At 75.2% G+C, this 23,965-nt stretch carries 21 protein-coding genes; 10 read left to right on the top strand and 11 right to left on the bottom strand.

Annotated elements, in window-relative coordinates; translation table 11 throughout:
- Positions 1-73: 73 nt before the first annotated feature.
- Both BKA21_RS12435 and BKA21_RS12430 read right to left on the bottom strand, forming a co-directional pair.
- Positions 74-2,011, bottom strand: a complete 1,938-nt coding sequence (locus BKA21_RS12435; RefSeq protein WP_140459413.1) for a sigma-70 family RNA polymerase sigma factor — start codon at positions 2,009-2,011, stop codon at positions 74-76.
- A 112-nt stretch (positions 2,012-2,123) separates the two neighbouring features.
- A complete protein-coding gene (locus BKA21_RS12430) occupies positions 2,124-3,608 on the bottom strand; it encodes a glycoside hydrolase family 43 protein (RefSeq protein WP_140459412.1) in 1,485 nt (494 codons plus the stop codon).
- Between the two features lie 358 nt (positions 3,609-3,966).
- Between BKA21_RS12430 and BKA21_RS12425 the strand changes: the two genes are divergently transcribed.
- From BKA21_RS12425 to BKA21_RS12410, 4 genes are all read left to right on the top strand, one after another.
- Positions 3,967-5,595, top strand: a complete 1,629-nt coding sequence (locus BKA21_RS12425) for a peptide ABC transporter substrate-binding protein (RefSeq protein ID WP_140459411.1) — start codon at positions 3,967-3,969, stop codon at positions 5,593-5,595.
- Between the two features lie 175 nt (positions 5,596-5,770).
- Positions 5,771-6,697: an ABC transporter permease gene (locus BKA21_RS12420; RefSeq protein ID WP_140459410.1), complete on the top strand. Its 927-nt coding sequence runs from the start codon at positions 5,771-5,773 to the stop codon at positions 6,695-6,697.
- Entirely contained in the window at positions 6,690-7,649 is a 960-nt protein-coding gene (locus tag BKA21_RS12415; protein WP_140459409.1) for an ABC transporter permease, read from the top strand. Before BKA21_RS12420 ends, BKA21_RS12415 begins: the two co-directional genes overlap by 8 nt.
- Positions 7,646-9,355: a dipeptide ABC transporter ATP-binding protein gene (locus BKA21_RS12410; RefSeq protein ID WP_140459408.1), complete on the top strand. Its 1,710-nt coding sequence runs from the start codon at positions 7,646-7,648 to the stop codon at positions 9,353-9,355. The genes BKA21_RS12415 and BKA21_RS12410 overlap by 4 nt, the downstream gene beginning before the upstream one ends.
- A 56-nt stretch (positions 9,356-9,411) precedes the next feature.
- Here the strand turns inward: BKA21_RS12410 and BKA21_RS12405 are convergent, their stop codons facing one another.
- Positions 9,412-10,329, bottom strand: coding sequence for an alpha/beta hydrolase family protein (locus BKA21_RS12405; protein WP_140459407.1), 918 nt, complete (start codon positions 10,327-10,329; stop codon positions 9,412-9,414).
- A gap of 115 nt (positions 10,330-10,444) precedes the next feature.
- On the opposite strand from BKA21_RS12405, the gene BKA21_RS12400 reads away from it, so the two are divergent.
- The 5 genes from BKA21_RS12400 to BKA21_RS12380 all read left to right on the top strand — a co-directional run bounded on the left by BKA21_RS12400 (position 10,445) and on the right by BKA21_RS12380 (position 14,252).
- A complete protein-coding gene (locus tag BKA21_RS12400; protein ID WP_140459406.1) occupies positions 10,445-11,011 on the top strand; it encodes a TetR/AcrR family transcriptional regulator in 567 nt (188 codons plus the stop codon).
- Between the two features lie 69 nt (positions 11,012-11,080).
- Entirely contained in the window at positions 11,081-11,608 is a 528-nt protein-coding gene (locus BKA21_RS12395) for a toxin-antitoxin system HicB family antitoxin (RefSeq protein ID WP_140459405.1), read from the top strand.
- An 85-nt stretch (positions 11,609-11,693) separates the two neighbouring features.
- On the top strand, positions 11,694-12,536 hold the full coding sequence (locus BKA21_RS12390; RefSeq protein WP_140459404.1) for a DUF4097 family beta strand repeat-containing protein: 843 nt from the start codon (positions 11,694-11,696) through the stop codon (positions 12,534-12,536).
- Positions 12,537-12,627: 91 nt separating this feature from the next.
- On the top strand, positions 12,628-13,428 hold the full coding sequence (locus BKA21_RS12385; protein ID WP_425549972.1) for an ABC transporter ATP-binding protein: 801 nt from the start codon (positions 12,628-12,630) through the stop codon (positions 13,426-13,428).
- Positions 13,428-14,252 carry an ABC transporter permease gene (locus BKA21_RS12380; protein ID WP_140459403.1) on the top strand — a complete coding sequence of 275 codons (825 nt, stop codon included), beginning with the start codon at positions 13,428-13,430 and terminating at the stop codon, positions 14,250-14,252. Before BKA21_RS12385 ends, BKA21_RS12380 begins: the two co-directional genes overlap by 1 nt.
- 12 nt (positions 14,253-14,264) lie before the next feature.
- On the opposite strand, the gene BKA21_RS12375 is transcribed toward BKA21_RS12380, so the two are convergent.
- Both BKA21_RS12375 and BKA21_RS12370 read right to left on the bottom strand, forming a co-directional pair.
- A complete protein-coding gene (locus tag BKA21_RS12375; RefSeq protein ID WP_239072831.1) occupies positions 14,265-15,650 on the bottom strand; it encodes a heparan-alpha-glucosaminide N-acetyltransferase domain-containing protein in 1,386 nt (461 codons plus the stop codon).
- A gap of 77 nt (positions 15,651-15,727) precedes the next feature.
- Complete coding sequence (locus BKA21_RS12370; protein ID WP_140459402.1) at positions 15,728-17,476, bottom strand: GMC family oxidoreductase; 1,749 nt, start codon at positions 17,474-17,476, stop codon at positions 15,728-15,730.
- A gap of 312 nt (positions 17,477-17,788) precedes the next feature.
- On the opposite strand from BKA21_RS12370, the gene BKA21_RS12365 reads away from it, so the two are divergent.
- Complete coding sequence (locus tag BKA21_RS12365; protein WP_140459401.1) at positions 17,789-18,079, top strand: DUF1905 domain-containing protein; 291 nt, start codon at positions 17,789-17,791, stop codon at positions 18,077-18,079.
- Positions 18,080-18,110: 31 nt separating this feature from the next.
- On the opposite strand, the gene BKA21_RS12360 is transcribed toward BKA21_RS12365, so the two are convergent.
- The 6 genes from BKA21_RS12360 to BKA21_RS12335 all read right to left on the bottom strand — a co-directional run bounded on the left by BKA21_RS12360 (position 18,111) and on the right by BKA21_RS12335 (position 23,904).
- Complete coding sequence (locus BKA21_RS12360; RefSeq protein WP_140459400.1) at positions 18,111-18,716, bottom strand: VanZ family protein; 606 nt, start codon at positions 18,714-18,716, stop codon at positions 18,111-18,113.
- A 149-nt stretch (positions 18,717-18,865) separates the two neighbouring features.
- Complete coding sequence (locus BKA21_RS12355) at positions 18,866-19,771, bottom strand: siderophore-interacting protein (RefSeq protein ID WP_140459680.1); 906 nt, start codon at positions 19,769-19,771, stop codon at positions 18,866-18,868.
- 121 nt (positions 19,772-19,892) lie between these two features.
- On the bottom strand, positions 19,893-21,044 hold the full coding sequence (locus BKA21_RS12350; RefSeq protein ID WP_140459399.1) for a VIT1/CCC1 transporter family protein: 1,152 nt from the start codon (positions 21,042-21,044) through the stop codon (positions 19,893-19,895).
- A gap of 22 nt (positions 21,045-21,066) precedes the next feature.
- Positions 21,067-22,062 carry a TIGR03557 family F420-dependent LLM class oxidoreductase gene (locus BKA21_RS12345; protein ID WP_140459398.1) on the bottom strand — a complete coding sequence of 332 codons (996 nt, stop codon included), beginning with the start codon at positions 22,060-22,062 and terminating at the stop codon, positions 21,067-21,069.
- 61 nt (positions 22,063-22,123) lie between these two features.
- Positions 22,124-23,242: a Gfo/Idh/MocA family protein gene (locus BKA21_RS12340; protein ID WP_140459397.1), complete on the bottom strand. Its 1,119-nt coding sequence runs from the start codon at positions 23,240-23,242 to the stop codon at positions 22,124-22,126.
- A 38-nt stretch (positions 23,243-23,280) separates the two neighbouring features.
- Positions 23,281-23,904 (bottom strand): hypothetical protein, encoded by a 624-nt coding sequence (locus BKA21_RS12335; RefSeq protein ID WP_179625370.1) that lies wholly within the window; start codon positions 23,902-23,904, stop codon positions 23,281-23,283.
- Between the last annotated feature and the right edge of the window lie 61 nt (positions 23,905-23,965).

Raw genomic sequence — 23,965 nt, 5'->3', positions numbered from 1 at the left:
GGGCAGGTGCCGTCCGCCACGACCCGTGGCGGACGGCACCCGCCCTTCGGCCGGGGCGAGGGTCGGCGCGGGGTCAGCCGGCGGCGCGGTAGGCCCGGCCCGCCTGCGTCGGCGTCGAGGCGTCCGTGTAGAGGCCGAACGCGGCCGAGTCGTCGACCGCGGGCAGCCCGAACCACGCGTAGCGCTCCACGTGCGTGCGCTGCTCGAACCCCGCCGTCGTGCCCTCGATGAACACCGCGAGCTGGTCCCCGGTCGGGTACGCCGGGCCGCCGGCGAAGTCGATCAGCCCGTACTCGGTCACCCAGACCGGCAGCCCGTAGCGGGCGTGCACCGCGTCGACGTACGCGAGGAGCTGGTCGACCGCCGCGGGCGAGAAGTCCGAGCCGTACCAGTGCAGCGTCACGAAGTCGACGCGCAGCCCCTGCTCCTGCGCACCCGACATGAACCGGTCGAGCCAGCCGCCGGGCGTGTCGGCGCCCCACGCGACGGCCGGGCTGCCCAGCCGCAGGCCCGTCGCCTCCAGGCGCGGCCACGCCTCCAGCGCCTCCTCGACGCTCATCGCCGACTGCTCGCCGAGGTCGGGCTCGTTGAAGCCCAGCAGCACGTCGCCCTCCGCGGCCGCCTGCGCGAGCGTCGCGTCCGTGACGTGGTCGCGGCCCCAGATCATCGGCACGAACTCGACGCCCTCGGGCGCGGGCATGGTGTCGTCGGTCGGCGACCAGTTGTAGAACCAGCCGGCGCCGACGTCCAGCAGCGCGCCCGCGACGCCGTCCCACTGCCACGTCGCGACGCCCTTCTTCGCCGACGCCGCCGCGGCCACGACCGGGGCGGGCTCGGGCGTCGGCGACGGGGTCGGCGTCGGGGTGGGCGTGACGGTCGGCGCGGGCGTCGGGGACGGGGTGGGCGTCGGTGCGGCCACGACGGCCGTCGGGGTCCGCCGGGGCGTCGGAGCGGTCGTCGGGCGCTGCGTCGGCGCGGACGACGCGACCACCTGCGGCGGGCGCTCCTGGCCCCGCTGCACCGCCACCGCGGCGCCGCCGCCGGTGACCAGGGCCGCCGCGAGCACGGCCACCAGGGTCTTCTTGCCGATCGCGAGGCTCGCCACCGTCGCCACCGACGGCCCGGACGACGACGCACCCGCACCGGCGGAGGGCACGGCACCGGCCGGCCCGGCACCGGAGGGCGCCGCGCCCGTCGACCAGGCACCCGTCGATGCCGCCGCACCCGCCCCGGCGACGTGCGCACCGGTCGCGCCGAGCGCCTGGGGCCACGGCACCATCGCCAGCCCGCCGAGCAGCCGCTCGGCCGCGACGAGCCCCGACCCGGCGTCCGCGCAGGCGGCGCACCCGCGCACGTGGCGGGCCACCCGCTTGCGCCACAGCGCGTCGGGACGCCCGTCCCACCCGGCCGTCACCTCGTCCAGGCCCGGGCACCGCGGCGAGGCGGCGAGCGCCCGCACCACGGTGCGCGCCTGGTCGAGCCGACCCTTCATGCGCTGCACGCGCACCGCCGTGTGCGCGCGGGACGCGCCCGTGGCGCGCACGACCTCGTCGCGCGTCAGGTGCCCAGAGGCCTCGAGCCACCACAGCGACAGCAGCTCGCGGTTCTCCTCGTCGAGCCACCGCGTGGCCTGCGCGACCTCGCGCCGCTGCCCCGTCAGCTCCAGGCGGGCGATCGTCACGTCGGCGAAGTCGGCACCGGGGTCGCCGGGCTCCTCGGCCGGCAGCCCGCGGGGCGCGGCCGCCCGGGCGCGCGAACGCTCGCGCACCTGGCGCACGGTGATCGCGGCGAGCCACGACCGGTACGCCGCGGGGTCGCGCAGCTCGCCGATGCCGCGCAGCACCCGCAGCATCGTGTCCTGCACGACGTCGTCGACGTCGGCGTGCCCGCGCAGCGCCCGCCCGACGATGGAGTAGACGAGCGGGAGGCTGCCGGCCACGAGCCGGTCGACGGCGTCGGGGTCGCCGGCACGGGCTGCCAGCACCGTCGCGGTGTCGGTCGAGAACGCCATGGGATCGGACCTCCTGCGTGGGCGTCGAGGATCGCACGGGCCGCCGCGCACGACGGCCACGCACCAGGAGACGGTCGGCGGGCGCCCGGATAACCAGAACCTGCCGACCGGTCTACGCGGGGTCGGGCTCCGCGTGGCCCACGTGCTCGAACGCCAGGACCGTGAGCTCACCACGCTCGCGCACCAGCCCGACGGTCCGCCCGGTGAACCCGCCGGCCACCTCCGTCGACAGGTACCGCCCGTCCAGGGTGCCCAGCACGACCCGCCCCTCGGGGCCGTCGACGGCGGCGACGACCTCGTCGGGCCCGTGCTCGCGGCTGTGGACGGGTGCCGGCGAGGGGTGGACGTCGATCTCGAGCACGGTGGCCGGGGTGTGCGGGGCCTCGCCGAGGACCGACGTCACCGACCCGACCCGGGCGAGCGCCCGCACCCGGCCGCCGTCGACCTCGAGCGTCAGCGCGTGGCGCGGGTCGATCCGCAGCTCGAGCCCGCCCGCGCCGGCGGACGCGTCGACGCGGGCCCGGGTGGTCGTCGCGGTGCGCTCCTGCCGCACGCCGACGAAGGTGCGCGGGCCCGGCCCGGTGACGACCCAGCGGGCGTCGGCCCGGTGGAGCACGTCCGCGGGGAAGACGCCCGCACCGACCCAGGACGACCCGGGACCTTCGGCGTCCAGCCCCACCACGACCCGCGGCGCGGCCGCCGGCTGCACGGGGGTCGCCGGGTGCGGCCACCCGTCGACCCACACGACGTCGACCGCGAACGTCTCGCGTCCCAGCACGTGCCAGCCCGGGAACGAGCCGGCGGGCCGGACACCGAGGAAGACCATGGCCCAGGTGCCGTCGGGGCGGCGCACGAGGTCCGCGTGGCCGGTGCTCTGCACGGGGCTCGCGGTGCCGCGGGCGGTCAGGACGGGGTTGCCGGCCCAGCCCTCGTACGGGCCGTCGGGCGCGTCGGCCCGGGCGACCACGACCGCGTGCCCCTGCGCGGTGCCGCCCTCGGCCGCCAGCAGGTACCAGCGGCCGTCGACCCGGTGCAGGTGCGGGCCCTCGACGTCCTTGCCGCCGGCACCGGACCACAGCAGGCGCGGCTCGGTGAGCAGACGACCGGTCGCGGGGTCGAGCACGGCCTGGCGGATGCCCGCGTCGGACCACGTGAGGTAGCAGGTGCCGTCGTCGTCCCAGGCGAGGTCGGGGTCGATGCCGCCGGCGCCGGGGATCCGCACGGGCTCGGACCACGGGCCGGCGGGGTCGTCGGCCGTCACCAGCAGGTGGCCGGGGCCGTCGGAGACGTTCGTGGTGACGAGCCAGAACCGGCCGTCGTGGTGGCGCAGGGTGGGGGCGTAGATCCCGCCGGAGGGGCCCACGCCGTCGAGCCGCAGCTGCGTGGGGCGCGTCAGCGCGTGCCCCACGGGCTCCCACGTCACGAGGTCCGTCGACCGGAAGAGCGGGACGCCGGGCGCGTGCTCGAAGCTCGAGCACGCGAGGACGTAGGTGCTGCCGACCCGGCAGACCGTCGGGTCGGGGTGGTACCCGGGCAGCAGCGGCCGCGCCGGCAGCCGCGTGGCGGGGAGGACGTCGGACCGGGGCTGCGCTGCCATGCGCCGAGCATGCCACCGGGGTCCGGCGGCGGGGGAACGTCACCCCTTTCCGGGCCGTTGCCCGGCCGGCACGAACCACCCGGACGGCGCCTCGCGCACGGCCCGACGGTCGGGTATCTTGCCGCGTCCGGCCCCGGTGTGAGGAGCCGCACAGCATGTGTAACGAGACCGGTCCTCAGGTTTCGGGCCTGTTAAGTGTCCGTCCCGAATCGGTAACTCCGGGCCAGTCGCGGCGCGATCGCAGCCATAGTCTCTGGCGGTCCACATCGCGGATCCCGCCGCACCGGCCCCTGAGACGGGGCGGGTGCGCGTCCGACGGCGGCGCACCCCCTCGTGCCGCCTCGCACCGGAGGTACACATGAAGTTCAGGCGTTCCGCCCGGCTGACAGCCCTCGGGCTCGCCGGCGCCCTCGCTCTCACCGCGTGCGCGTCGGGAACCGACGCCGCCACGGACGACGAGGCGACCACCGGGCCCAGCACCGGGATCGTCACCGTCAGCAACGGCGAGCCCCAGAACCCGCTGATCCCCACGATGACCAACGAGACCTACGGGTCGTCGGTCATCCAGAGCATCTTCGCCGGCCTCGTGTACTACGACGCCGAGGGCGCCATGCACAACGAGGTCGCGGAGTCGATCAGCTCCGAGGACAACATCACCTGGACGATCACGATCGCCGACGGCTGGACGTTCTCCGACGGCACCGCCGTCACCGCGGACAGCTTCGCCCGCGCCTGGGACTACGGGGCCGCGCTCGACAACGCCCAGAACCTCTCGTACTTCTTCGAGCCCATCAAGGGCTTCTCCTACGACGAGAACACCTCCCTCATCGAGGCCGGCGGCCTGACGGTGCAGGACGAGAGCACCCTCGTCGTCACGCTGAACCAGCCCGAGTCGGACTTCCCGCTGCGCCTCGGCTACTCCGCGTTCTTCCCGCTGCCCGAGTCCTTCTTCGAGGACCCGGCCGCCTTCGGCGAGGCCCCCGTCGGCAACGGCCCGTACGTGCTCGAGTCGTGGGAGAACGACTCGGTCATCACCCTCGCGCCCAACCCGGAGTACGCCGGCAGCCGGGTGCCGCAGAACGGTGGCGTCGAGCTCCTCGCCTACACCGACGAGGACTCCGCGTACAACGACCTGCTGGGCGGCCAGCTCGACGTCATCAAGAACGTGCCCGCCTCGGCGTTCGCCACGTTCGAGAGCGAGCTCGACGGCCGGTCGGCGAACCAGCCGGCCGCGGTCATCCAGACCCTGACGGTGCCCGAGTGGCTGCCCGAGTTCCAGGGCGAGGCCGGCCTCCTGCGCCGCGAGGCGATCTCGCACGCGATCAACCGCCTCGAGATCACCGCGACGATCTTCGCCGGCTCGCGGACCCCCGCGACCGACTACACGTCGCCGGTCATCGACGGCTGGAACGAGGAGATCAAGGGCAACGACGTGCTCCAGTTCGACGCGGACAAGGCCGCCGAGCTGTGGGCCGAGGCCGAGGCCATCGCGCCGATCGGCGACTACACGCTGCAGGTCGCGTCCAACGCCGACTCGGACCACCAGACCTGGATCGACGCGGTCTGCAACGGCATCCGCACCAACCTCGAGATCGAGTGCGAGTTCTTCCCGTACCCGACCTTCGACGAGTTCCTCGACGCCCGTGACTCCGGCACCGTCCCCGGCCTGTTCCGGTCGGGCTGGCAGGCGGACTACCCCGCGATGAGCAACTTCCTCGGCCCGATCTACGGCACCGGGGCCGGCTCCAACGACGGCCAGTGGTCGAACGCCGCGTTCGACGACACCCTCAAGGCCGCCGCGGGTGCGCCCTCGCAGGCCGAGGCCGTCGCGCTCTACATGGACGCCGAGACGATCCTCTTCGAGAACCTCCCGGGCATCCCGCTGTGGTACAACAACGCCACCGGCGGCTGGGCGGACACGGTCGACAACGTGCAGTTCGGGTGGGACTCCGACCCGATCCTGTACCAGATCACCAAGTCCGAGTGACCTTCACCGCCGGTGGGCGGGGCCGACGCGGCCCCGCCCACCGGCGGACGCACGACGGCACGGGCGCGGGCGGGAACCCACAACAGGGGGACCCGCCCGCACCCGCGTCCGCGGCGGCGCCACACCGCACGATCGCCGCAGCACCCGGACTGGACGACGAAAGCGACACCCTGGCATGCGTTGGTACATCGGCCGCAGACTCCTGCAGGTCATCCCGGTCTTCCTCGGAGCGACGCTCCTGCTCTACGCCCTCGTGTTCCTGCGCCCCGGCGACCCCGTGGCCGCGCTGGGCGGCGAGCGCGGCCTGCCCGAGTCCGTGCAGGAGCAGATCCGCGCCGAGTTCCACCTCGACGAGCCGTTCCTCGTGCAGTACCTGCTCTACCTCAAGGGCATCTTCACCCTCGACTTCGGCGTCACGTTCAGCGGGCGCGAGGTCGCCGAGGTCATCGCCCAGGCGCTGCCCGTGACCTTCCAGCTCGCGCTGATGGCCCTCGTCATCGAGGCGGTCTTCGGCATCGGGTTCGGCCTCTGGGCCGGGCTGCGCAAGGGCGGGGTCTTCGACTCCACGGTGCTGGTGCTGAGCCTGCTCGTCATCGCCGTGCCGACGTTCGTCATCGGCTTCGTCATGCAGATCGTCGTGGGCGTCAACCTCGGCTGGCTGCCCATCACCGCGGGCCGCGACCCCGACTTCGTCAGCCTGCTGATGCCGGCCATGGTGCTGGCGGCGACGTCGTTCGCGTACGTGCTGCGCCTGACCCGCACGTCCGTGCAGGAGAACCTGTCCGCGGACTTCGTGCGGACCGCGCGCGCCAAGGGTCTCTCGCGCTCCCAGGTCACCGGCCGCCACGTGCTGCGCAACTCGCTCATCCCCGTCGTGACGTTCCTCGGCGCCGACATCGGCGCGCTCATGGGCGGCGCGATCGTGACCGAGGGCATCTTCAACATCCGCGGCGTCGGCGGCACCCTCTACGAGGCGATCACCCGCGGCGAGAACGCGACAGTCGTCTCTCTCACCACCGTGCTCGTGCTCGTGTACATCGCGGCCAACCTGCTGGTCGACCTGCTGTACGCCGCGCTGGACCCGAGGATCCGTTATGCCTGAGAACCCCCGCCCCCGCACCACCCCGCTGCCCGGGCAGGAGCACTTCGCCCGCCCGGCCGAGCGTGACCTCGGCGCCGTCGACGCGCTGACCACGACCGCCGCCCCGTCGGGCTTCTGGTCCGACGCCTGGCACGACGTGCGCCGCAAGCCCCTCTTCTGGGTCTCCGCCACGCTCATCCTGCTGGTCCTGCTCGTTGCGTCGTTCCCCGGGATGTTCAGCGCGATCGACCCGCGCACGTGCGCCCTGGCGGACTCCCTCGCCGCGCCGCGCGCCGGGCACCCGTTCGGCTTCGACCGGCAGGGCTGCGACATCTACTCCCGCACCGTCCACGGCGCGCGCGCGTCCGTGACCGTCGGCGTCCTCACCACCGCGATCGTCGTGGTCGTCGGGACCCTCCTCGGGGCGGTCGCCGGCTACGTCGGCGGCTGGGCCGACACCGTGCTGTCGCGCCTGACCGACATCTTCTTCGCGATCCCGCTGGTCCTCGCGGCCATCGTCATCATGAGCCTGTCGACGCAGCGCACGGCCCTGACCGTCGCGATCGTGCTGGCGGCCTTCGGGTGGACGTCGATCGCGCGGATCGCCCGCGGCACCGTCATGTCGGTGAAGAACAACGAGTTCGTCACCGCCGCCCGCTCGCTGGGCATGGGGCGGACCGCGATCCTGTTCCGGCACGTGCTGCCGAACGCCGCTGCGCCGATCATCGTCTACGCGACCGTCGCGCTCGGTACGTTCATCGTCGCGGAGGCCACGCTGAGCTTCCTCGGGATCGGGCTGCCGCCGTCGACCGTCTCGTGGGGCGGCGACATCTCCCAGGGGCAGGGTGCGATCCGGACCGACCCGCAGATCCTGCTCTACCCCGCCGGCGCGCTCGCCCTGACCGTGCTCGGCTTCATCATGATGGGCGACGTCGTGCGCGACGCCCTCGACCCGAAGGCACGCACCCGATGAGCGCCACCGCCCCCCGCCACCCCGGTCAGCCCGAGCCGCTGCTCGAGGTCCGTGGGCTCGAGGTGTCGTTCAGCACCGCCGGCGGGCCCGTGCACGCCGTCCGCGGCGCGGACCTCACGGTCTACCCGGGCCAGTCGGTCGCGATCGTCGGCGAGTCCGGCTCCGGCAAGTCGACGACCGCGCACGCGATCATCGACCTGCTGCCCGGCACCGGCAAGGTCACCGGCGGCTCGATCCGGTTCGCCGGTCGCGAGCTCGTCGGTCTCGGCCGCACCGAGGTCGAGGCGCTGCGCGGTGCGCAGATCGGCCTCGTCCCGCAGGACCCGATGTCCAACCTCAACCCCGTGTGGCGCGTCGGCACGCAGGTCGAGGAGGCGCTGCGCGCCAACGGGTTCCGCGGCGGCCGCGCCGACCGGCAGCGCCGGGTCACCGAGCTGCTCACCGAGGCGGGCCTGCCCGACGCGGCGCGCCGCGCGAAGCAGTACCCGCACGAGTTCTCCGGCGGCATGCGCCAGCGGGCGCTCATCGCGATCGGCCTGGCGTCGCGCCCGCAGCTGCTCATCGCGGACGAGCCGACGTCCGCGCTGGACGTCACGGTGCAGCGGCAGATCCTCGACCACCTCGACACGCTCACGCAGGAGCTCGGCACGGCCGTCCTGTTCATCACGCACGACCTGGGCCTCGCGGCCGAGCGTGCCGAGCACGTCGTGGTGATGTACCGCGGACAGGTCGTCGAGTCCGGTCCCGCGCGGCAGATCCTCACCGAGCCGCAGCACCCGTACACGCGTCGGCTCATCGCCGCCGCGCCGTCGCTCGCGTCGCGGCGCATCCAGGTCGCTCACGAGCGCGGCCGCACGGCCGACGAGCTGCTGGCCCGCCACGCGGGCAGCGGTGCGGCGGCGGGCAGCGGCGACATCGTCGTGGCGAAGGACCTGACGAAGGTCTTCACCATGCGCGGCCGGGGCGCGAAGGACCTCACGGCCGTCGACCGGGTGAGCTTCACGCTCGGCAAGGGCCGCACGCTGGCCCTCGTCGGGGAGTCGGGGTCCGGCAAGTCGACCGCGGCGAACATGGTGCTCGGGCTGCTGGAGCCGACGTCGGGCTCCGTCACCTTCGACGGGGTCGACGTCGCACGGACCGGCCGGCGCGACCAGCTGGCCCTGCGCCGGCGCATCCAGCCGGTGTTCCAGAACCCCTACGGGTCGCTCGACCCGCAGTACTCGATCTTCCGCACCCTGACCGAGCCGCTGCGCGTGCACCGCGTGGGCACGCCCCGGTCGCGGGAGAAGCGCGTGCGCCAGCTGCTCGACATGGTGGCGCTGCCGCACAGCACGATGCGGCGGTTCCCCAACGAGCTGTCCGGCGGGCAGCGTCAGCGCGTGGCCATCGCGCGCGCGCTGGCGCTGCAGCCCGAGGTCGTGGTGCTGGACGAGGCCGTGTCCGCCCTGGACGTGCTCGTGCAGGCGCAGATCCTCGACCTGCTCGGGGACCTGCAGCGCGACCTGGGGCTGGCGTACCTGTTCATCACGCACGACCTCGCGGTGGTGCGGCAGATCGCCGACGCGGTGGTCGTGATGCGCGACGGCAAGGCCGTCGAGCACGCGTCGACCGACGAGGTGTTCGACCGCCCGCGCGAGCAGTACACGCGCGACCTGCTCTCGGCCATCCCGGGCGCGAGCCTCACGGTCCCGGCCCCCGGGGCCTGACCGCCCGACGACGGACGCCCGGCCACCTCCACCCGGAGGGGCCGGGCGTCCGTCGTTCACCGCGAGGTCAGGTGGGCGACCGCACGCGGGTCGGCGCGCAGGTCCGCGGCCGCGGCGTCCCAGGCGCGGGGGTCAGCACCCAGGCGGGTGCGCAGGTAGGCGGCGGTCATGCGCTGGACCACCGCGACGCGGGCCGGGTCGGCGTCGGTGGTCTCCGCGACCTCGTGCCCGACGACCCCGCCGAGCGAGTGCTCGCCCCCCACGAGGGTCAGCAGGTCGGTGGCCCCGGGGCTGAGCGTGAACGCGTCGGTGAACCAGTCCGGCCCGCGGGTGCTCAGGGCGGACCGGTCCTGGTCGCCGGCGACGACGAGCGTCGGCGTGGCCAGGTGGGGGTAGGACGGACGCATGAACGGCAGGTGCTCGGCGGCGAACGGGGTCAGCGAGTCCCCTGTGCCGGCGGCGGCGAGCAGGACCCCGGCCTGCACGCGGGGGTCCCGCAGGTCCTCGGCGGCGGTGCCGTCGGGGTCGAGCACGCGGGCGCCGAGCAGCATCCCGACGGTCTGCGCCCCCCACGAGTGGCCGGCGACGGCGACGCGGCCGGCGCCGACCCGCCCGGCGAGCCCGGGGACGGCCGCCACGAGGACGTCGAGGTGATCGAGGACCGCGGTGACGTCGTCGACCCGCGCCCGCCAGATCGCGCCGAACCCGGGGTCGTGCGGCGAGGCGCCGAGGGACCGCGAGTCGAGGTGGGTGGGCTGGACGACGACGAGCCCCTCTCCGGCCCAGTGGTCGGCGAGCGGCGCGTACCCGTCGAGCGACCAGCCGTTGCCGTGGGAGAGCACGACCACGGGCAGGTCGTGGCCCACGAGCGGGGCGGTGACCCGTACCTGCAGGGGGTAGGGACGCCGCAGGGCGTCGAGCGTCACGGGCTTGACGGACACGACGGGTGTGCGGGGCGTCGTGGCGGTGGTCATCAGGTGTCCTCTCGAGGCGGCCGGACGTCGTCTCGTCTGCCAGGATCAGCGATACGGAACGACGTTCCGGACGACGATACGGAACCTTGTTCCGTTTAGCCACCTCGGAGGACCCATGAGCGGCACCACCCGCTCCCGACGCGCCGACGCCGAGCGCAGCCTCGCCGCCCTGCTCGCCGCCGCCGCGGACGTCTTCGTCGCCGACGGCGTGAACGCCCCCGTCAGGGCCGTCGCCGCCCGTGCGGGCGTGGGTGTCGGCACGATCTACCGCCACTTCCCGACCCGCGCGGACCTCGTGGTCGCGGTGTACCGGCACCAGGTCGAGGAGCTCGCCGCGAGCGGCGCGGCGGCCGCCGCCGCGGCCGTGGCGCCGCTCGACGACCTGCGCCGCTGGGTCCACCGGTTCACGGACTTCCTCGTGACGAAGCACGGCCTGGCGTCCGCGGTCAGCACGGACGACGCCACCTCCGGCGCGCTCCACGCCCTGCTGGTGGAGCGGCTGGTACCGACCTGCGGCGCGCTGCTCGACGCGGCCGAGAGCGCCGGCCTGGCGCGACCCGGCACCGACCCCTACCAGCTCCTGCGCGGCGTCGGGAACCTGTGCATCGGGGCCGAGGGCGACCCGCGCTACGACGCGCGCCGGCTGGTCGACCTGCTGCTTGACGGCCTACGACACCCCTGAGACCTCCACGTCGCCAGAGTGGTGCCACACCCTCTTGTCATGACACCATTGTGGTGTCAGTATGGCGTCATGGATCTCACGCGCTACGTCGACGACCTGCAGCACCGCCTGGCGACCGCGGCCGACGCCGGCGGCGACGACGCCCGCGAGCTCGCCCAGCGGCTGACGGCACCGCTCGACGCCGCCGTGCGCCTCGTCCTGCTCGACGCCCTCTCGGCCGCGGCCGGGGAGATCTCCGCCGACCTCGCCCCCGGGTCGGTCGACGTGCGGCTGCGCGCCGGCGAGCCCGAGTTCGTCGTCGCGCCCGGGCCCCGGCCCGTCGCCGGCAACCCGTCACCCGGCCCCGTGCCGAGCCCGACGCCCCCGCCGGTCCCGACCACCACCGACGCGGACGGCGCCACGACCCGCACCACGCTCCGCCTGCCCGACCACCTCAAGACCCAGGTCGAGACGGCCGCCGCCCACGAGGGCGTCTCCGTCAACACGTGGCTCGTCCGCGCGGTCGCCGCGGCGCTCGAGCAGTCCGCCGGCCCGGCCGCGACCCGGCCCGGCGTGCCGCAGCGCAGCACGAACCACGTCACCGGCTGGGTGCGCTGACCGCGCACCACCGCAGCACCACCGCTCCACCGCCGCCGCACCGGCGGCCGCCACCGCAACGTCCCGCCCATGCCCTGGAGCCGTCATGCCCACGTTCCCCGCCCCCACCCCCCTGGCCGTCGTCGTCGACGTCCCCTTCGGCAACCTGCACGTGGTCGCCGGCGAGCGCGACGACGTCGTCGTCACCGTCCTGCCCGCCGACCCGAGGAAGGCGGGCGCCGTGCGCGCCGCGCAGGAGACGCGCGTCGAGCACGACGGTCGCACGCTGAGCATCGTCTACCCCTCGGCGTGGAAGCAGTACGTGCTGCCGTTCGCCGCGGGCGGCGCGATCGTGACCGTCGAGCTGCCCACGGGCTCCGACCTCAGCGGCAAGGCGGGCTCGCTGCACGCCGAGGGGCGGTTCGGCTGCGTCGCCCTCACGCTCAACGGCGGGGACGCGCGCGTCGAGGAGGCCGCCGACGTCACGCTCAAGGTCACGGCCGGCTCGGTCGTGCTGGGCCGCGTCACCGGCGCGCTGGACGTGCGGGCGAGCGCGGGGTCGGTGCGGGTCGCCGAGGTCGCGGGCGAGGGCTCGATCCGCGCCGCCAACGGCACCGTCACGGTCGGCTCCGTCACCGGCGCGCTGACGGTCGCCGGGGCGCACGCCGACCTCTCCGTCGACCGCCTCGACGGCACGCTCGTCGCGAAGGCCGCGCACGCGGGGATCGGCGTCGGCGCCGTCGCGTCCGGGAGCGCCACGCTGACCACGTCGTACGGGTCGATCGACGTGGGCGTCCCCGAGGGCACCGCCGCGTGGCTCGACGTGTCCTCCGAGCACGGCACCGTGCGCAACCAGCTGCTGCCCACCGAGGGTCCCGTCGAGGACGAGGCCACGGCCGAGATCCGTGCCAGCACCGGCTACGGCAACGTCGTGGTCCGCCGCCCCTGACCTCCACCGCCCCCGCCCGGGGGCGTCCCGCACCGGCACCGTCGCGCCCGCCCGGCGCCGCCCGAGCACCACCACCGAGAGGAGCTCCGCCATGCCCAGATCCGGCCCGTCCATGCCCGCCACGCGCGCACCGGCCACGCCCGACGACCTCGCCGTGGACGTCCGCGGCCTGCGCAAGTCCTACGGCGACCAGACCGTGCTCGACGGCGTCGACCTCGCCGTCCGCACCGGCACCGTCACCGCGTTGCTCGGCCCGAACGGCGCCGGCAAGACCACCACCGTCGGCATCCTGTCCACGCTCCTGACCGCCGACGGCGGCACCGCCCGCGTCGCGGGGCACGACGTGACGTCGGCACCGGAGGCGGTGCGCGCGTCGATCGGCGTGACCGGGCAGGCGTCGGCCGTCGACGACCTGCTCACGGGCGCGGAGAACCTGCGGCTCATGGCGTCCCTGCACCACCTCGGACGCCACGAGGGGCGCGCCCGCGCCGACGCGCTGCTCGACCGGTTCGGGCTCGCCGAGGCCGCCCGCCGGCCGGTCGCGACGTGGTCCGGCGGCATGCGCCGCAAGCTCGACCTGGCGATGACGCTGGTCGGCGAGCCGGCCGTGGTGTTCCTCGACGAGCCGACCACAGGCCTGGACCCGCGCAGCCGCCGCGCGCTGTGGGACGAGGTGCGGGCCCTGGTGGCCGCCGGCACGACGATCCTGCTGACCACGCAGTACCTCGAGGAGGCCGACCACCTGGCCGACCGCGTCGCCGTGCTCGACGGCGGGCGGGTCGTCGCCGAGGGCACCCCCGAGGAGCTGAAGCACGCCCACGACGCCGGGTCCCTCGACGACGTCTTCCTGCGCCTGACCGAGCCCACGACGACCACGACGGAGGTGGCCTGATGACCACGCTGACGACCGCCCCGACCGCCGGCGCCCAGCCGCTGGCCGACACCCTGACGATGCTGCGGCGCAACCTGCTGCGCGCGGTGCGCTACCCCGGGCTGACCGGGTTCACCGTCGGCGTGCCGATCGCCCTGCTGCTGCTGTTCGTCTTCGTGTTCGGCGGCGCGTTCGGCGCCGGCGTCGCGCCGGGCGTCATCCCCGGTGCGGACGGGCGGGCCGCGTACCTGGACTACATCACGCCCGCGATCCTGCTGTTCGCGGTCGTGGGGGCGGCGCAGAGCGTGGCCATCACCGCCGCCATGGACGCCACCAGCGGGATCATGGCGCGCTTCAAGACCATGGCGATCTCGCCGGGCTCCGTGCTCGGCGGGCCCGTGCTCGGCACCGCCGTGCAGGGGCTCGTCGCCTCGGTGCTGGTGCTCGGCGTGGCGGTCGCGCTCGGGTTCCGCCCCACGCCCACGCCGCTCGGCTGGGTCGGCCTGGTCGCCCTGACGCTCGTGCTCACCGCCGCGCTGAGCTGGCTCTGCGTCGCGCTCGGCCTGGCGGCGCCGTCGGTCGAGACCGCGTCGAACACACCCATGCTGCTGACGGCGCTGCCCTTCCTCGGCAGCGGGTTCGTGCCGGTGGAGACCATGCCGGCCGGCGTGCGGTGGTTCGCCGAGCACCAGCCGTTCACGCCGATCATCGAGACCGTCCGGGCGCTGCTCGCCGGCACCGCTCCGGGCACCTCGACCGCCGTGCAGGCGGTGGCGTGGACCGTCGCCATCGGAGTGCTCGGCTACACCTGGTCCCGTGCGCTGTACCGCCGCGAGCGCCGCTGACGCAGGACGTGCCTACGGCGCGGCCGTCGGTCCCGGCCCCGGGGCTCCCTCGGGCGCCGGGGCCGGGGCCGGCGTCACGCCGGCCGCGGCGGCGGACACGCGGGCCGTGAGGGTCTCCAACGGGCCCCGGCCCACCAGCACGGCCCAGACGCTCGCGGCCAGGGCGAGCGCACCGGCCATGAGCAGCCAGTACAGGTTCGGGTGCTGGGCCACGGCCGTCTCGCCGAGCGTCGCGACGAGCACCACGTGCAGCGAGTACGCGGTCAGGGGCATCGAGCCCAGCGCGGCGACGGGCAGGAGCACCCAGCGCAGCGGGCGCCCGACGAGCAGGCACAGGCCCAGCACCGCGAGCGCGAACCCGGCCGACCCGACGACCTCGGGCGTGCCGCCGCTGTGCGGGGACACGGACAGCGCCTGGGTCGCGGCCGACGCCAGGAGGGCGGGCACGTCCGGCCCGGTGTCCTCGACCTCGTCGCCGAGCGAGCCCTCGTCGACGAGGCCCTCCTCGGACATCGCGCCGGCGGGGTAGCAGGACACCCACTCGTCGTCCCACACCTCGCACTCGAGCCCGGTGAGGTCGACGTCGTCGCCGGGGACCGTCGTGGTCGAGGACGACGACGAGGACCACGACGACGACGAGGAGGAGGACGAGCCGCCGCCGGTCAGACCGGAGGCGAGGGACCCGGCGCCGAAGCCGACGACCGCGAGGACCACCCCGACGCCGACGAGCCCGGCCGCGACGCGCGGCGACCGCAGGTCGAGCCGGCCGACGGCCATGCCGAGCATCATGAGCGCCAGCCACACGGTGGCCGGGTAGACGCCCATGAGCACGAGGTCGGTGCCGGGCCCGGACCCGAGCGCGACGGACTGCACGAGCGCGAGCGTCACGGGCCCGAGCAGCGCGAGGCCCGCGGCGACGAGGAGCAGGCGCCGCTGCGACCAGCGGACGAGCGGGATCGCGGCGACGAACAGCACGCCGTAGAGGGTGAGGATCACCGCGACCGGGCCGGAGACGAGCTCGACGAGCAGCCCGATGACGAAGATCGCGGCGCCGCGGCCGAGGAGCTGGAGCCGGACGGTACGGACGCGGTCGGCGTCGGCGTCGCGCACGCCGCGGGTGAGCAGCGCGAGCGAGACGCCCGCGACGACGGCGAACAGCAGCGAGGAGCGTCCGTGCACGACGCCGCCCCAGGTGCTCGGGTCGGACCAGACCAGCTCGGGCACGTCGCCGACGTGCGCGCCGATCATGCCGATGACCGCGAGCCCGCGGGCGATGTCGAGGCCGACGACCCGCGGCGGGCGGCCGAAGCCCACGAGCCGGTCGCGCACGGCGTCCCGGCGGCGACGGACGGGAGGGGCTGCTGCTACGGGCTCGGCGCTCGGCGCGGTCACGGTCACCTGCCGGACGGTAGCGACGCACGGGCGCCGGGCGCCTCGCCCGTCGGGTGGAGCGGGTGTCCACCCGGGGGTGGACCTCAGTGGCGGGGCGGCTCGTCGGCGGGGCGCCGGACGACCGTGAGGCGCAGCGCGCCGGGGGCGGTGCGCGGGACGGCGGGGTGCCGGGGCGCGACCGGCTCGACACGGCGGTACGGGGCCCCGGGCGCGGGGCGCAGGTCGGGCTCGCCCGCGTTCGGCCACTGGGCGCAGGCGCGCTCGGCGAGGGCGGTGATGGTCAGCGACGGGTTGACGCCGGGGTTGGCGGGGACGGTCGAGCCGTCCATGACGTGCAGGCCCGGGTACCCGAAGACGCGGTGATAGGGGTCGACGACGCCGCGGTCGGGGGTGGCGGCCAGGACGCAGCCACCGAGGAAGTGCGCGGTCATGGGGACGTCGACGACGTCCCCGAGGCTGCTCATGGCGGTGCCGTCGAGGTGCGCGGCCATCCGCCGGTAGGCGGCGTTGGCCTGCGGGATCCAGGTGGGGCTCGGCTCCCCCTCGCCCGGGGCGGAGGTGAGCCGCCACCCGCCGAGCCGGGTGCGGCGCGGGCGGACCGTGAGGGACCCGTCGCCGGTCTGCATGACCAGGCCGATCATGCCCCGCTCCGACCAGGACCCGATGCCCACCAGGCCCGACGCGGCCCGCAGCGGGTGCCGCAGCAGCTGGCCCACCCAGCGCACCGGCCGTGGCACGCGGCCGCCGCCCTCGGTCAGCAGGGTGGCGAGCAGGCCCATGAGGTTGGACCCGCGCCCGTAGCGCACCGGCTCGAGGTGCGTGCGCTCGTCGAGCCAGACGGACGAGGTGATGGCGACACCCTGGTGCAGGGACGGGTGGCGGCGCCACCCCCGCAGCCGGCGGACGGCACCGCCGAGCGACTCGGAGTTGGTGCGGGTCAGGTGCCCCAGCCGGTCGGACAGGTGCGGCAGGGTGCCGTCGGCGCGGAGCCGGTGCAGCAGCGCCTGCGTGCCCCACGCGCCGGCTGCGACGACGACCTGGTCGGCGACGATCGTGGTGCCCGGCCCGCGCCGCCCCGTCGGCCCCGGGGTCGGCACGGTGCCGACATCCCAGCGGCCGTCGGCGCGCGGACGCAGGGTGCGGACCGTGGTGTCGGGGACGATGCGCGCACCGGCGTGCTCGGCGAGCCACAGGTAGTTGGTCTCCAGGGTGTTCTTGGCGCCGTGCCGGCACCCGGTCATGCACTCCCCGCACTGCGTGCACCCGCGCCGCTGCGGCCCCGCGCCGCCGAAGAACGGGTCCGGCACCGGCTCCCCCGGCGTCCCGAACACCACGCCGACCGGCGCCCGCCGGTACGTCCCCTCGACGCCGAGGTCCCGTGCCGTGGCCAGCACCACCTCGTCCGCGGGCGTCGTGGTGGGGTTCTCGACGACGCCGAGCATCCGCCGCGCCTGGTCGTACGCCGGCGCGAGCTCCGCACGCCAGTCCGTGACGCCCGCCCACTGCGGGTCGGTGAAGAACGCGTCGCCCTGCGGCTCGTACAGCGTGTTCGCGTACACCAGCGACCCGCCGCCGACGCCCGCGCCGGCGAGCACCACGACGTCCGGCAGCACGTGGATCCGCTGGATCCCCCGGCACCCCAGCCGCGGCGCCCACAGGAACCGCCGCACGTCCCACGACGTACGCGGCAGCGTCTGCGCCGTGAACCGGCGCCCGGCCTCCAGGACCGTGACCCGGTACCCCTTCTCCGTCAGCCGCAGCGCCGCGACCGACCCGCCGAACCCCGACCCGACCACCACCACGTGCGGCCGCGCGTCCTGCCCGCTCGTCACGCCCACCTCCGGCCCCGTCGCCGCCGACCACCCGGCCGTTCCCGCGATCGTAGGGGCATCCCGACCCGGGGCCCAGGCCGCACAGGTTCGACGACCTGCGGCCTCCGAGCTCCACGATCTGCGGGCTGTGGACTCTACAATCTGCGGGTTGCGGGCTCCACAATCTGCGGGTTGCGGGCTCGGCACCCCGCAGGCCTGGACGGACGCGAGCGCCTGCCACGCAGGAGCGGACCTCAGCAGCCGTGCGACGCCCACGACCGAGCCGGACCCGCGAGCACCGCGTCGTTGACGCCCTTCGCCTACCGTGCAGGGATGGCTGCTGAGCAGATGACCTTCGAGACGACCATCGGTGTGCAGGTCAAGGGCGAGACCTGGAGCTGTGTCGAGATCCCCGGGTCCGCGGACTTCTTCGGGACCGGCAGGACCGTCCGCGTCGACGCGACCGTGGACGACGTCACCCTGGAGAACGTCGGCGCGATGGTCACCGGCACGGGCGGGCACATGGTGTCGCTGAGCGCCAAGGTCCGCAAGCAGCTCGGCAAGGACGTCGGCGACCCCGTGCGCGTCACGATCGCGAGCCGCCCGCGCCCGACGGACGGTTGATGCGCCGCACGACGGCCGCCTTCGCTCCTCGTCAGCCGGCCAGCCCTCGCAGAGCGCGATCGACCTCGGCCGGTGCCGGGGTGGCGGCCGGTCGGGGCACGTCCGGCCAGCGGAACCGGTCGACCAGCGCGGCGGCCCCGGGGACCCGGACGAGCGCCGCGAGCACGCCGTACCCGAGCACGCCGCCGAGGACGTTGAACACCAGGTCGTTCACGTCGGCGATGTGCCCGCCGCCCAGCGCGTGGGCGGTGACGTACTGGGTGGCCTCGATGCCCAGGCTGACGGACGTCGCGACCAGCACCGTGCGCCGCCACGAGGGGCGGGCGGTCAGCAGCGGCACCAGCATCCCCAGCGGCACGAACACCGCGACGTTGGTCAGCGCGTCGCCCAGCTGGTACCCCGCCAGCGGCACGAGGGCCAGGTGGCGCATCCAGTCGCCCTCGGGCACCGGCTTGTCCAGGAAGATCGGGAAGACGGTGTTCGCCACGATCCCCGCCGCGTACACCCCCAGCGCCAGCGCGACCGCGGCGCGCGGTGCCGTGAGCCGCCCGCGCCGGGCCAGCGGCACGAGGACCACGGCGGCGACCAGCACGGCCAGGGGGACGACGACGGGCAGGACGGGGACCTGACGGAACACGGGGGTGGACCTCTCGGGCGCGGGTGCGGCAGCGCGCCGGCACGATCCGGCGACAGGCCACCGTCGCACCGACCCGCAGGTCGGGGCATCGCCCCGTGGACGGACGGAGCCGTCCGCCGCGTCCGGCCGTCGGATGACGGCCGGACGCGTCAGCTGCCCTCGGAGCGACCCTGACGCCAGTAGCCCATGAACGCGACGGCCTTGCGGTCGACGCCGCAGTCGCGCACGAGGTGGCGGCGCAGGGTCTTGATGACCCCGGCCTCGCCGGCGAGCCAGGCGTACAGGTGGGCCTCGTCGGCCAGCGGGGTGTGGGTGGTGTAGTCCACCGGGACCTCCCACAGCAGGCCGTTGTCGACGTCGACGTCCTCGAGGTCGACGTCCACCGCCGGGGCCTGGCCGGGCAGGAGGCGCGCGCAGGCGGCCTGGACGGCGGGCACGAGGAGCTCGCCGTGGGGGCGGCCGTCGCGGCCGTACCAGCGGACCGTGACGCCCTCGGGGGCGCCCAGGTCGATGCGGTCGAGCGACGACGGCATCTCGATGACGACCTCGCCGCGGGCGTCGGCGGGCAGGCGCTCGACGATGCCGGAGATGGCCGGCAGGGCGGTCTCGTCGCCCGCGATGAGGAGGCGGTCGGTGCGGACCGGGGGGACGAAGTCCACACCGCCGTGCGGGCCGTCCCACTCGGCGTTCGGGCCGAGGATCACGAGGTCGTCGCCGAGGCGGCAGGCCGACGCCCACGCGGAGGCGGGGCCGGTGTCGCCGTGCAGCACGACGTCGACGTCGAGCTCGCGCACCACGTGCCGGACGCCGCGGGCGGTGTACGTGCGGATGGGGTGGCGGCGGTCGTCGGGCAGCTCGCGGTAGCGGCCGTACCAGTCGGCGGTCGAGCCGAGGCCCAGCAGGTCCGTGTAGGGCGCGTCCTCCAGCGGCAGGAAGAACTTGATTCGCTGGTCGAAGCCGTTGTCGGCGAACAGGTGCAGGTCGTCGCCGGTGAAGGTGAGCCGCACGACGCTGGGGCACAGCTGACGCATGGCCGCGACGCGGACGTGGAACATGCGGAACGGCAGCGTGGTGGGGGCCTCGACGACGACGGTGGCAGTCACGGCGCCAGCATAAGGTGAGGCTTACCTGATGCCGCAACCTCTTGTGTCCCGGCTCACATGCCGGACGGGTTCGTCACCCGACGGCGCCGGTGCCGAAGGCGAGGCCGAGGGCGTAGGTGGCCGCGGCGGCGCCGTAGCCGATGGCGAGCTGGCGCAAGGCGCGGCGGACCGGCGAGGCGCCCGAGAGCAGGCCCACCACGGAGCCGGTGGCGAGCAGCGCGAGGCCGACGAGGCCCGCGGACCACAGCACCGCGGTCAGCCCCTCGGCACCCAGCAGGTACGGGACGACGGGGATCGCGGCACCCGTGGCGAAGAAGCAGAAGCTCGCACCGGCGGCGCCCCACGCGGTGCCGACGGACTCGTGCTCGTCGACCACGGGGGCCACGGCGGCGTCCGGGTCGAGGACCGGCGCCGGGGTCGACCCGGGCAGCGGGGTCGACGTGCGCAGCAGGGCACCCGTGACGCCCTGCTGCGCCTCCCACTGCGCGAGCGACGTCAGCACCACGTCCGCCCGGGCCTGCGCGTCGGGGGCGGGCATGCCGCGTGCCCGGTACACGAGCGCGAGCTCGTTCGCGTCGACGTCGAGGTGCGCGAGCGCCGCCGCCGCGTCCGCCGCCGGGCGGGACGCCTCGAGCAGCTCGCGCTGGCTGCGCACCGACACGTACTCCCCCGCACCCATCGACAGGGCGCCCGCGAGCAGGCCCGCCAGGCCCGTGAGCAGCACGGTGCCGGTGGCGACGCCCGACGCGCCGATGCCCAGCACCAGCGCGAGGTTGCTGACCAGCCCGTCGTTGGCGCCGAACACCGCGGCCCGGAAGGTGCCCGAGATATGCTGCCGCCCGCGCATCGCCAGGCCGCGCACGACCTCCTCGTGGATCTGCTCGTCGGCGACCATGCGGGGCGTCGCCTCCGCGTCCGTCGCGTACGACGACCGGGCCTCGGCGCGCTGCGCGAGCGCCAGCACCCACACCGACCCGAACCGGCGCGCGAACGCCCCGAGCGTGCGCGAGCGCCACCCGGCACGCAGCGGCCGGCCGACGTCGTCGCCGAGCAGCTCGAGCCAGTGCGCCTCGTGCCGGGCCTCGGCCGCCGCGAGCGCGAGCAGGATCTCCCGCTCCTCGCCGGTGCGGCGCGCGGCCAGGTCGCGGTAGACGGCGGCCTCGGCGCGCTCGTCGGCGAGGTTGCGCCGCCAGCGCCGCAGCTGCGCACCGGTCGGCCCGGTCATCGGCGGTGCCCCGGCCCGGCGGTCAGGCCGACGGCGCGGCGGCGCGGAGCTTGTCGAGCAGGGGGCCGGCGGCCTCGTCGAGGAAGCGCTGCTGGCCCTCGTCACCGACCTGCACGAGCGCGACGTCGGTGAAGCCCGCCTCCCAGTAGGCGCTGACGGCCTCGACGATGCCGTCCAGGTCGGGGCCGCAGGGGATGGACTCCGCGACGTCCTCGGGGCGGACGAACTGGCTGGCCGCGTCGAACGCCTCGGTGGTGGGCAGGTCGGCGTTGACGTGCCAGCCGCCGCCGAACCAGCGGAACTGCTCGTGGGCGCGGGCGACGGCGCGCTCGCGGTCCGGGTCCCAGCTGATGGGGATCTGGCCGACCTTGCGCGAGCGGGCCCCGGCGACGCCGGCGGCGTTGCGGACCTCGTCCCACTGCTCGACGAGCTCGGCGTCGGGCTGCACGGCCACGAGGTGGTCGACGAGCGGGGCGAAGCGCGCGACGGACTGGGTGCCGGACACGGCGACGCCGATCTCGACGCGCTCCTCGGGCAGGTCCCAGACCTTGGCGGAGTCGACGCGGAAGTGCACGCCCTGCCAGGTCAGGCGCTCGCCGGCGAGGAGGGCGCGGATGATCTCGACGGCCTCCTCGAGCATGTCGTGCCGCTCGCCGACGGCGGGCCAGCGCTCGCCGACGACGTGCTCGTTGAGGTTCTCGCCGGAGCCGAGGCCGAGCGTGAAGCGGTTGTCGGACAGCAGCCCGAGGGTCGCGGCCTTCTGCGCGACGACGACGGGGTGGTAGCGGACGGTCGGGCAGGTCACGTACGTCATGAGGTCGAGGCGCTCGGTGGCCTGCGCGACGGCGCCCAGCAGGGACCACGCGTACGAGGAGTGGCCCTGCTCGTCGACCCACGGGAAGTAGTGGTCGGAGGAGACGGCGAAGTCGAAGCCCAGCCGGTCGGCGGCCTGCGCGTAGCGGACCAGCTCGCGCGGCCCGGACTGCTCGGTCATCAGGGTGTAGCCGAATCGCGTCATGCCCCGACGATGGCGCGGACGGCGGAGGTCGGCATCTCGAACGGGCGGGCGCGCCCCGAGGTCAGGCGTCCGCCCACGCCTCCGCGACGGTCGTCACGGGCTCCCCGGTGCGCGCGGACTCCTCGACGGCCAGGCCCAGCAGGTGGTCCTGGCAGCCGTCGGCCAGCGGGTACGGGGCGGGTGCGTCGCCGCGGACCCACGCGCCCGTGCCGTCGAGCAGGTGCGCGACCGCGAGGTCGTCGTCGGCCAGGCGCGCACCGGCGAAGGGGTTGCGGTAGAGCACGCGCCCGTCGAACGACAGGTGCTCGAGGTCGAACCCGTCGAGGTCCTGCTCGATCCCGGACTGGCGGCGCACCAGGTGCGACGTCAGCCAGGTGCGCTCGTCGACCCAGCGGGTCACGGTGTCGTCGACGATCTCGCCGTGGGAGCCGCGCACGACGACCCGGTTGGCGCGCAGCGGGTTGTGCCACTGGTTGTCGGTGAAGTCGTAGAGGACGTGGCGACCGTCGCCGAGGTCGATCGTGGCGAGGAGCGTGCGGGCCGGCTGCGGGGAGGTCGCGCCCGTGCGGGCGTCACGGCCCACGGGGTCGACGAGCGGGGCGGTGAACGCGCGCGCGTGGACGGTCGCGGGGCCGCGGCCGGCGCCGAGCAGCCGGCGGGCCAGGCCGACCGCGTGGTACAGGTGCGTGGACGAGACCTGCACGCTGGTCGGCTCGCCGATGACGCCGTCGGCGACGAGCGCGCGCCGCGCCTGGTGGGCGGGCATGGACGGGGAGTGCTCGGCGACCTGCACGAGCCCCGCCGACCCGACGTCGGCCCACAGGTCGCGCAGGCCCTCGACGTCGGGCGCGGGCGGGGTCTCGGCGAGCACGGGCACGGACGCGTCCACGAGCTCGCGAACCACGTCGGGCGTCACGGGCCAGGGCGTCGCCGTCACGACGAGCTCGGGGCGGTCCGGCGAGCGACCCGCGCCCGGCAGGTCGCCGGTGACGAGCTCGGTGACGGTGCGCACCGTGGGCACGCCCCACGCGGCCTCGACCTGGGCGCCGCGCTCGGCGGTGCGGGTCACGACGCCCGTGCACGTGAACCGCTCGGGCATCAGGCGGGCCATCCGGACGAAGAACTCCGCACGCCAGCCGGAGCCGACGACACCGAACCGGACCGGGGTGGGTGCAGACATCGACCGTCCTCGTCGTCGAGCGGGGGTGGGCCTCGACCCTAAGCCCGCGTCCGGTCCCGCGCCGCGTCGGCGGACGGGACGTCCTCCTGCTCGCGGTCGCCGGCGCCGCCGTCGGCGACCAGCTGCCACAGGGGCCCGAGGACGCCCCACGCGACCATGACGACCGTGGCCCGCCCGGCCCACCCGAGCAGCACCTCGCGCAGGTCGGGAGCCGTCGCGACGAGCATGAGCACGCCCAGCAGGCCGCAGGCCACGGCCCAGGCGAGCACCACCCGGCACCACAGCCACCACTCGTGGCGCAGCCGTGCGACGCCGCGCGCCGGCGGGCGCGGCGGACGGGGCCCGTCGAAGAACCGGTACGCCACCCACCCGTCGACCTTCTCGACCGTCCACCGCCCGAACGCCACCGTGTACCCGAGGTAGAGGGCCGCCACGCCGTGCGTCCACGTGGGCTCGCTGCCGCGCAGCAGGTCGCCGACCGTGGCGACGAGCAGCACCACCTCGATCGCCGGCTCGCACAGCAGCAGCACGGTCGACAGGCGCCGCCGCCCGAGCACGTACCGCGCGAGGACCGCCGCGACCAGGAACACCCAGAAGGCGACCTCGCAGGCCACCACGAGGGCGGCCACCGGGTTGTCGCGCACCCACTCGATCAGCGTCATGGCGCCACCGTCGCGCAGCACGTCCGCCGCCCGCGTCCGGCGGACGGACCGACCGGCGGGG

The sequence above is a fragment of the Cellulomonas oligotrophica genome (assembly GCF_013409875.1).
GTDB lineage: Bacteria > Actinomycetota > Actinomycetes > Actinomycetales > Cellulomonadaceae > Cellulomonas > Cellulomonas oligotrophica.
This window is presented reverse-complemented; position numbering and strand designations above follow the sequence as displayed.

Excerpts from the sequence above, each read along its gene's own strand:
- BKA21_RS12380 (WP_140459403.1), top strand. The coding sequence starts at position 13,428 with ATGACCACGCTGACGACCGCCCCGACCGCCGGCGCCCAGCCGCTGGCC.
- BKA21_RS12395 (WP_140459405.1), top strand. The coding sequence starts at position 11,081 with ATGGATCTCACGCGCTACGTCGACGACCTGCAGCACCGCCTGGCGACC.
- BKA21_RS12410 (WP_140459408.1), top strand. The coding sequence starts at position 7,646 with ATGAGCGCCACCGCCCCCCGCCACCCCGGTCAGCCCGAGCCGCTGCTC.
- BKA21_RS12390 (WP_140459404.1), top strand. The coding sequence starts at position 11,694 with ATGCCCACGTTCCCCGCCCCCACCCCCCTGGCCGTCGTCGTCGACGTC.
- BKA21_RS12435 (WP_140459413.1), bottom strand. The coding sequence starts at position 2,011 with ATGGCGTTCTCGACCGACACCGCGACGGTGCTGGCAGCCCGTGCCGGC.
- BKA21_RS12385 (WP_425549972.1), top strand. The coding sequence starts at position 12,628 with ATGCCCAGATCCGGCCCGTCCATGCCCGCCACGCGCGCACCGGCCACG.
- BKA21_RS12405 (WP_140459407.1), bottom strand. The coding sequence starts at position 10,329 with ATGACCACCGCCACGACGCCCCGCACACCCGTCGTGTCCGTCAAGCCC.
- BKA21_RS12340 (WP_140459397.1), bottom strand. The coding sequence starts at position 23,242 with ATGTCTGCACCCACCCCGGTCCGGTTCGGTGTCGTCGGCTCCGGCTGG.
- BKA21_RS12430 (WP_140459412.1), bottom strand. The coding sequence starts at position 3,608 with ATGGCAGCGCAGCCCCGGTCCGACGTCCTCCCCGCCACGCGGCTGCCG.
- BKA21_RS12420 (WP_140459410.1), top strand. The coding sequence starts at position 5,771 with ATGCGTTGGTACATCGGCCGCAGACTCCTGCAGGTCATCCCGGTCTTC.
- BKA21_RS12425 (WP_140459411.1), top strand. The coding sequence starts at position 3,967 with ATGAAGTTCAGGCGTTCCGCCCGGCTGACAGCCCTCGGGCTCGCCGGC.
- BKA21_RS12400 (WP_140459406.1), top strand. The coding sequence starts at position 10,445 with ATGAGCGGCACCACCCGCTCCCGACGCGCCGACGCCGAGCGCAGCCTC.
- BKA21_RS12365 (WP_140459401.1), top strand. The coding sequence starts at position 17,789 with ATGGCTGCTGAGCAGATGACCTTCGAGACGACCATCGGTGTGCAGGTC.
- BKA21_RS12345 (WP_140459398.1), bottom strand. The coding sequence starts at position 22,062 with ATGACGCGATTCGGCTACACCCTGATGACCGAGCAGTCCGGGCCGCGC.
- BKA21_RS12355 (WP_140459680.1), bottom strand. The coding sequence starts at position 19,771 with ATGTTCCACGTCCGCGTCGCGGCCATGCGTCAGCTGTGCCCCAGCGTC.
- BKA21_RS12415 (WP_140459409.1), top strand. The coding sequence starts at position 6,690 with ATGCCTGAGAACCCCCGCCCCCGCACCACCCCGCTGCCCGGGCAGGAG.
- BKA21_RS12335 (WP_179625370.1), bottom strand. The coding sequence starts at position 23,904 with ATGACGCTGATCGAGTGGGTGCGCGACAACCCGGTGGCCGCCCTCGTG.
- BKA21_RS12350 (WP_140459399.1), bottom strand. The coding sequence starts at position 21,044 with ATGACCGGGCCGACCGGTGCGCAGCTGCGGCGCTGGCGGCGCAACCTC.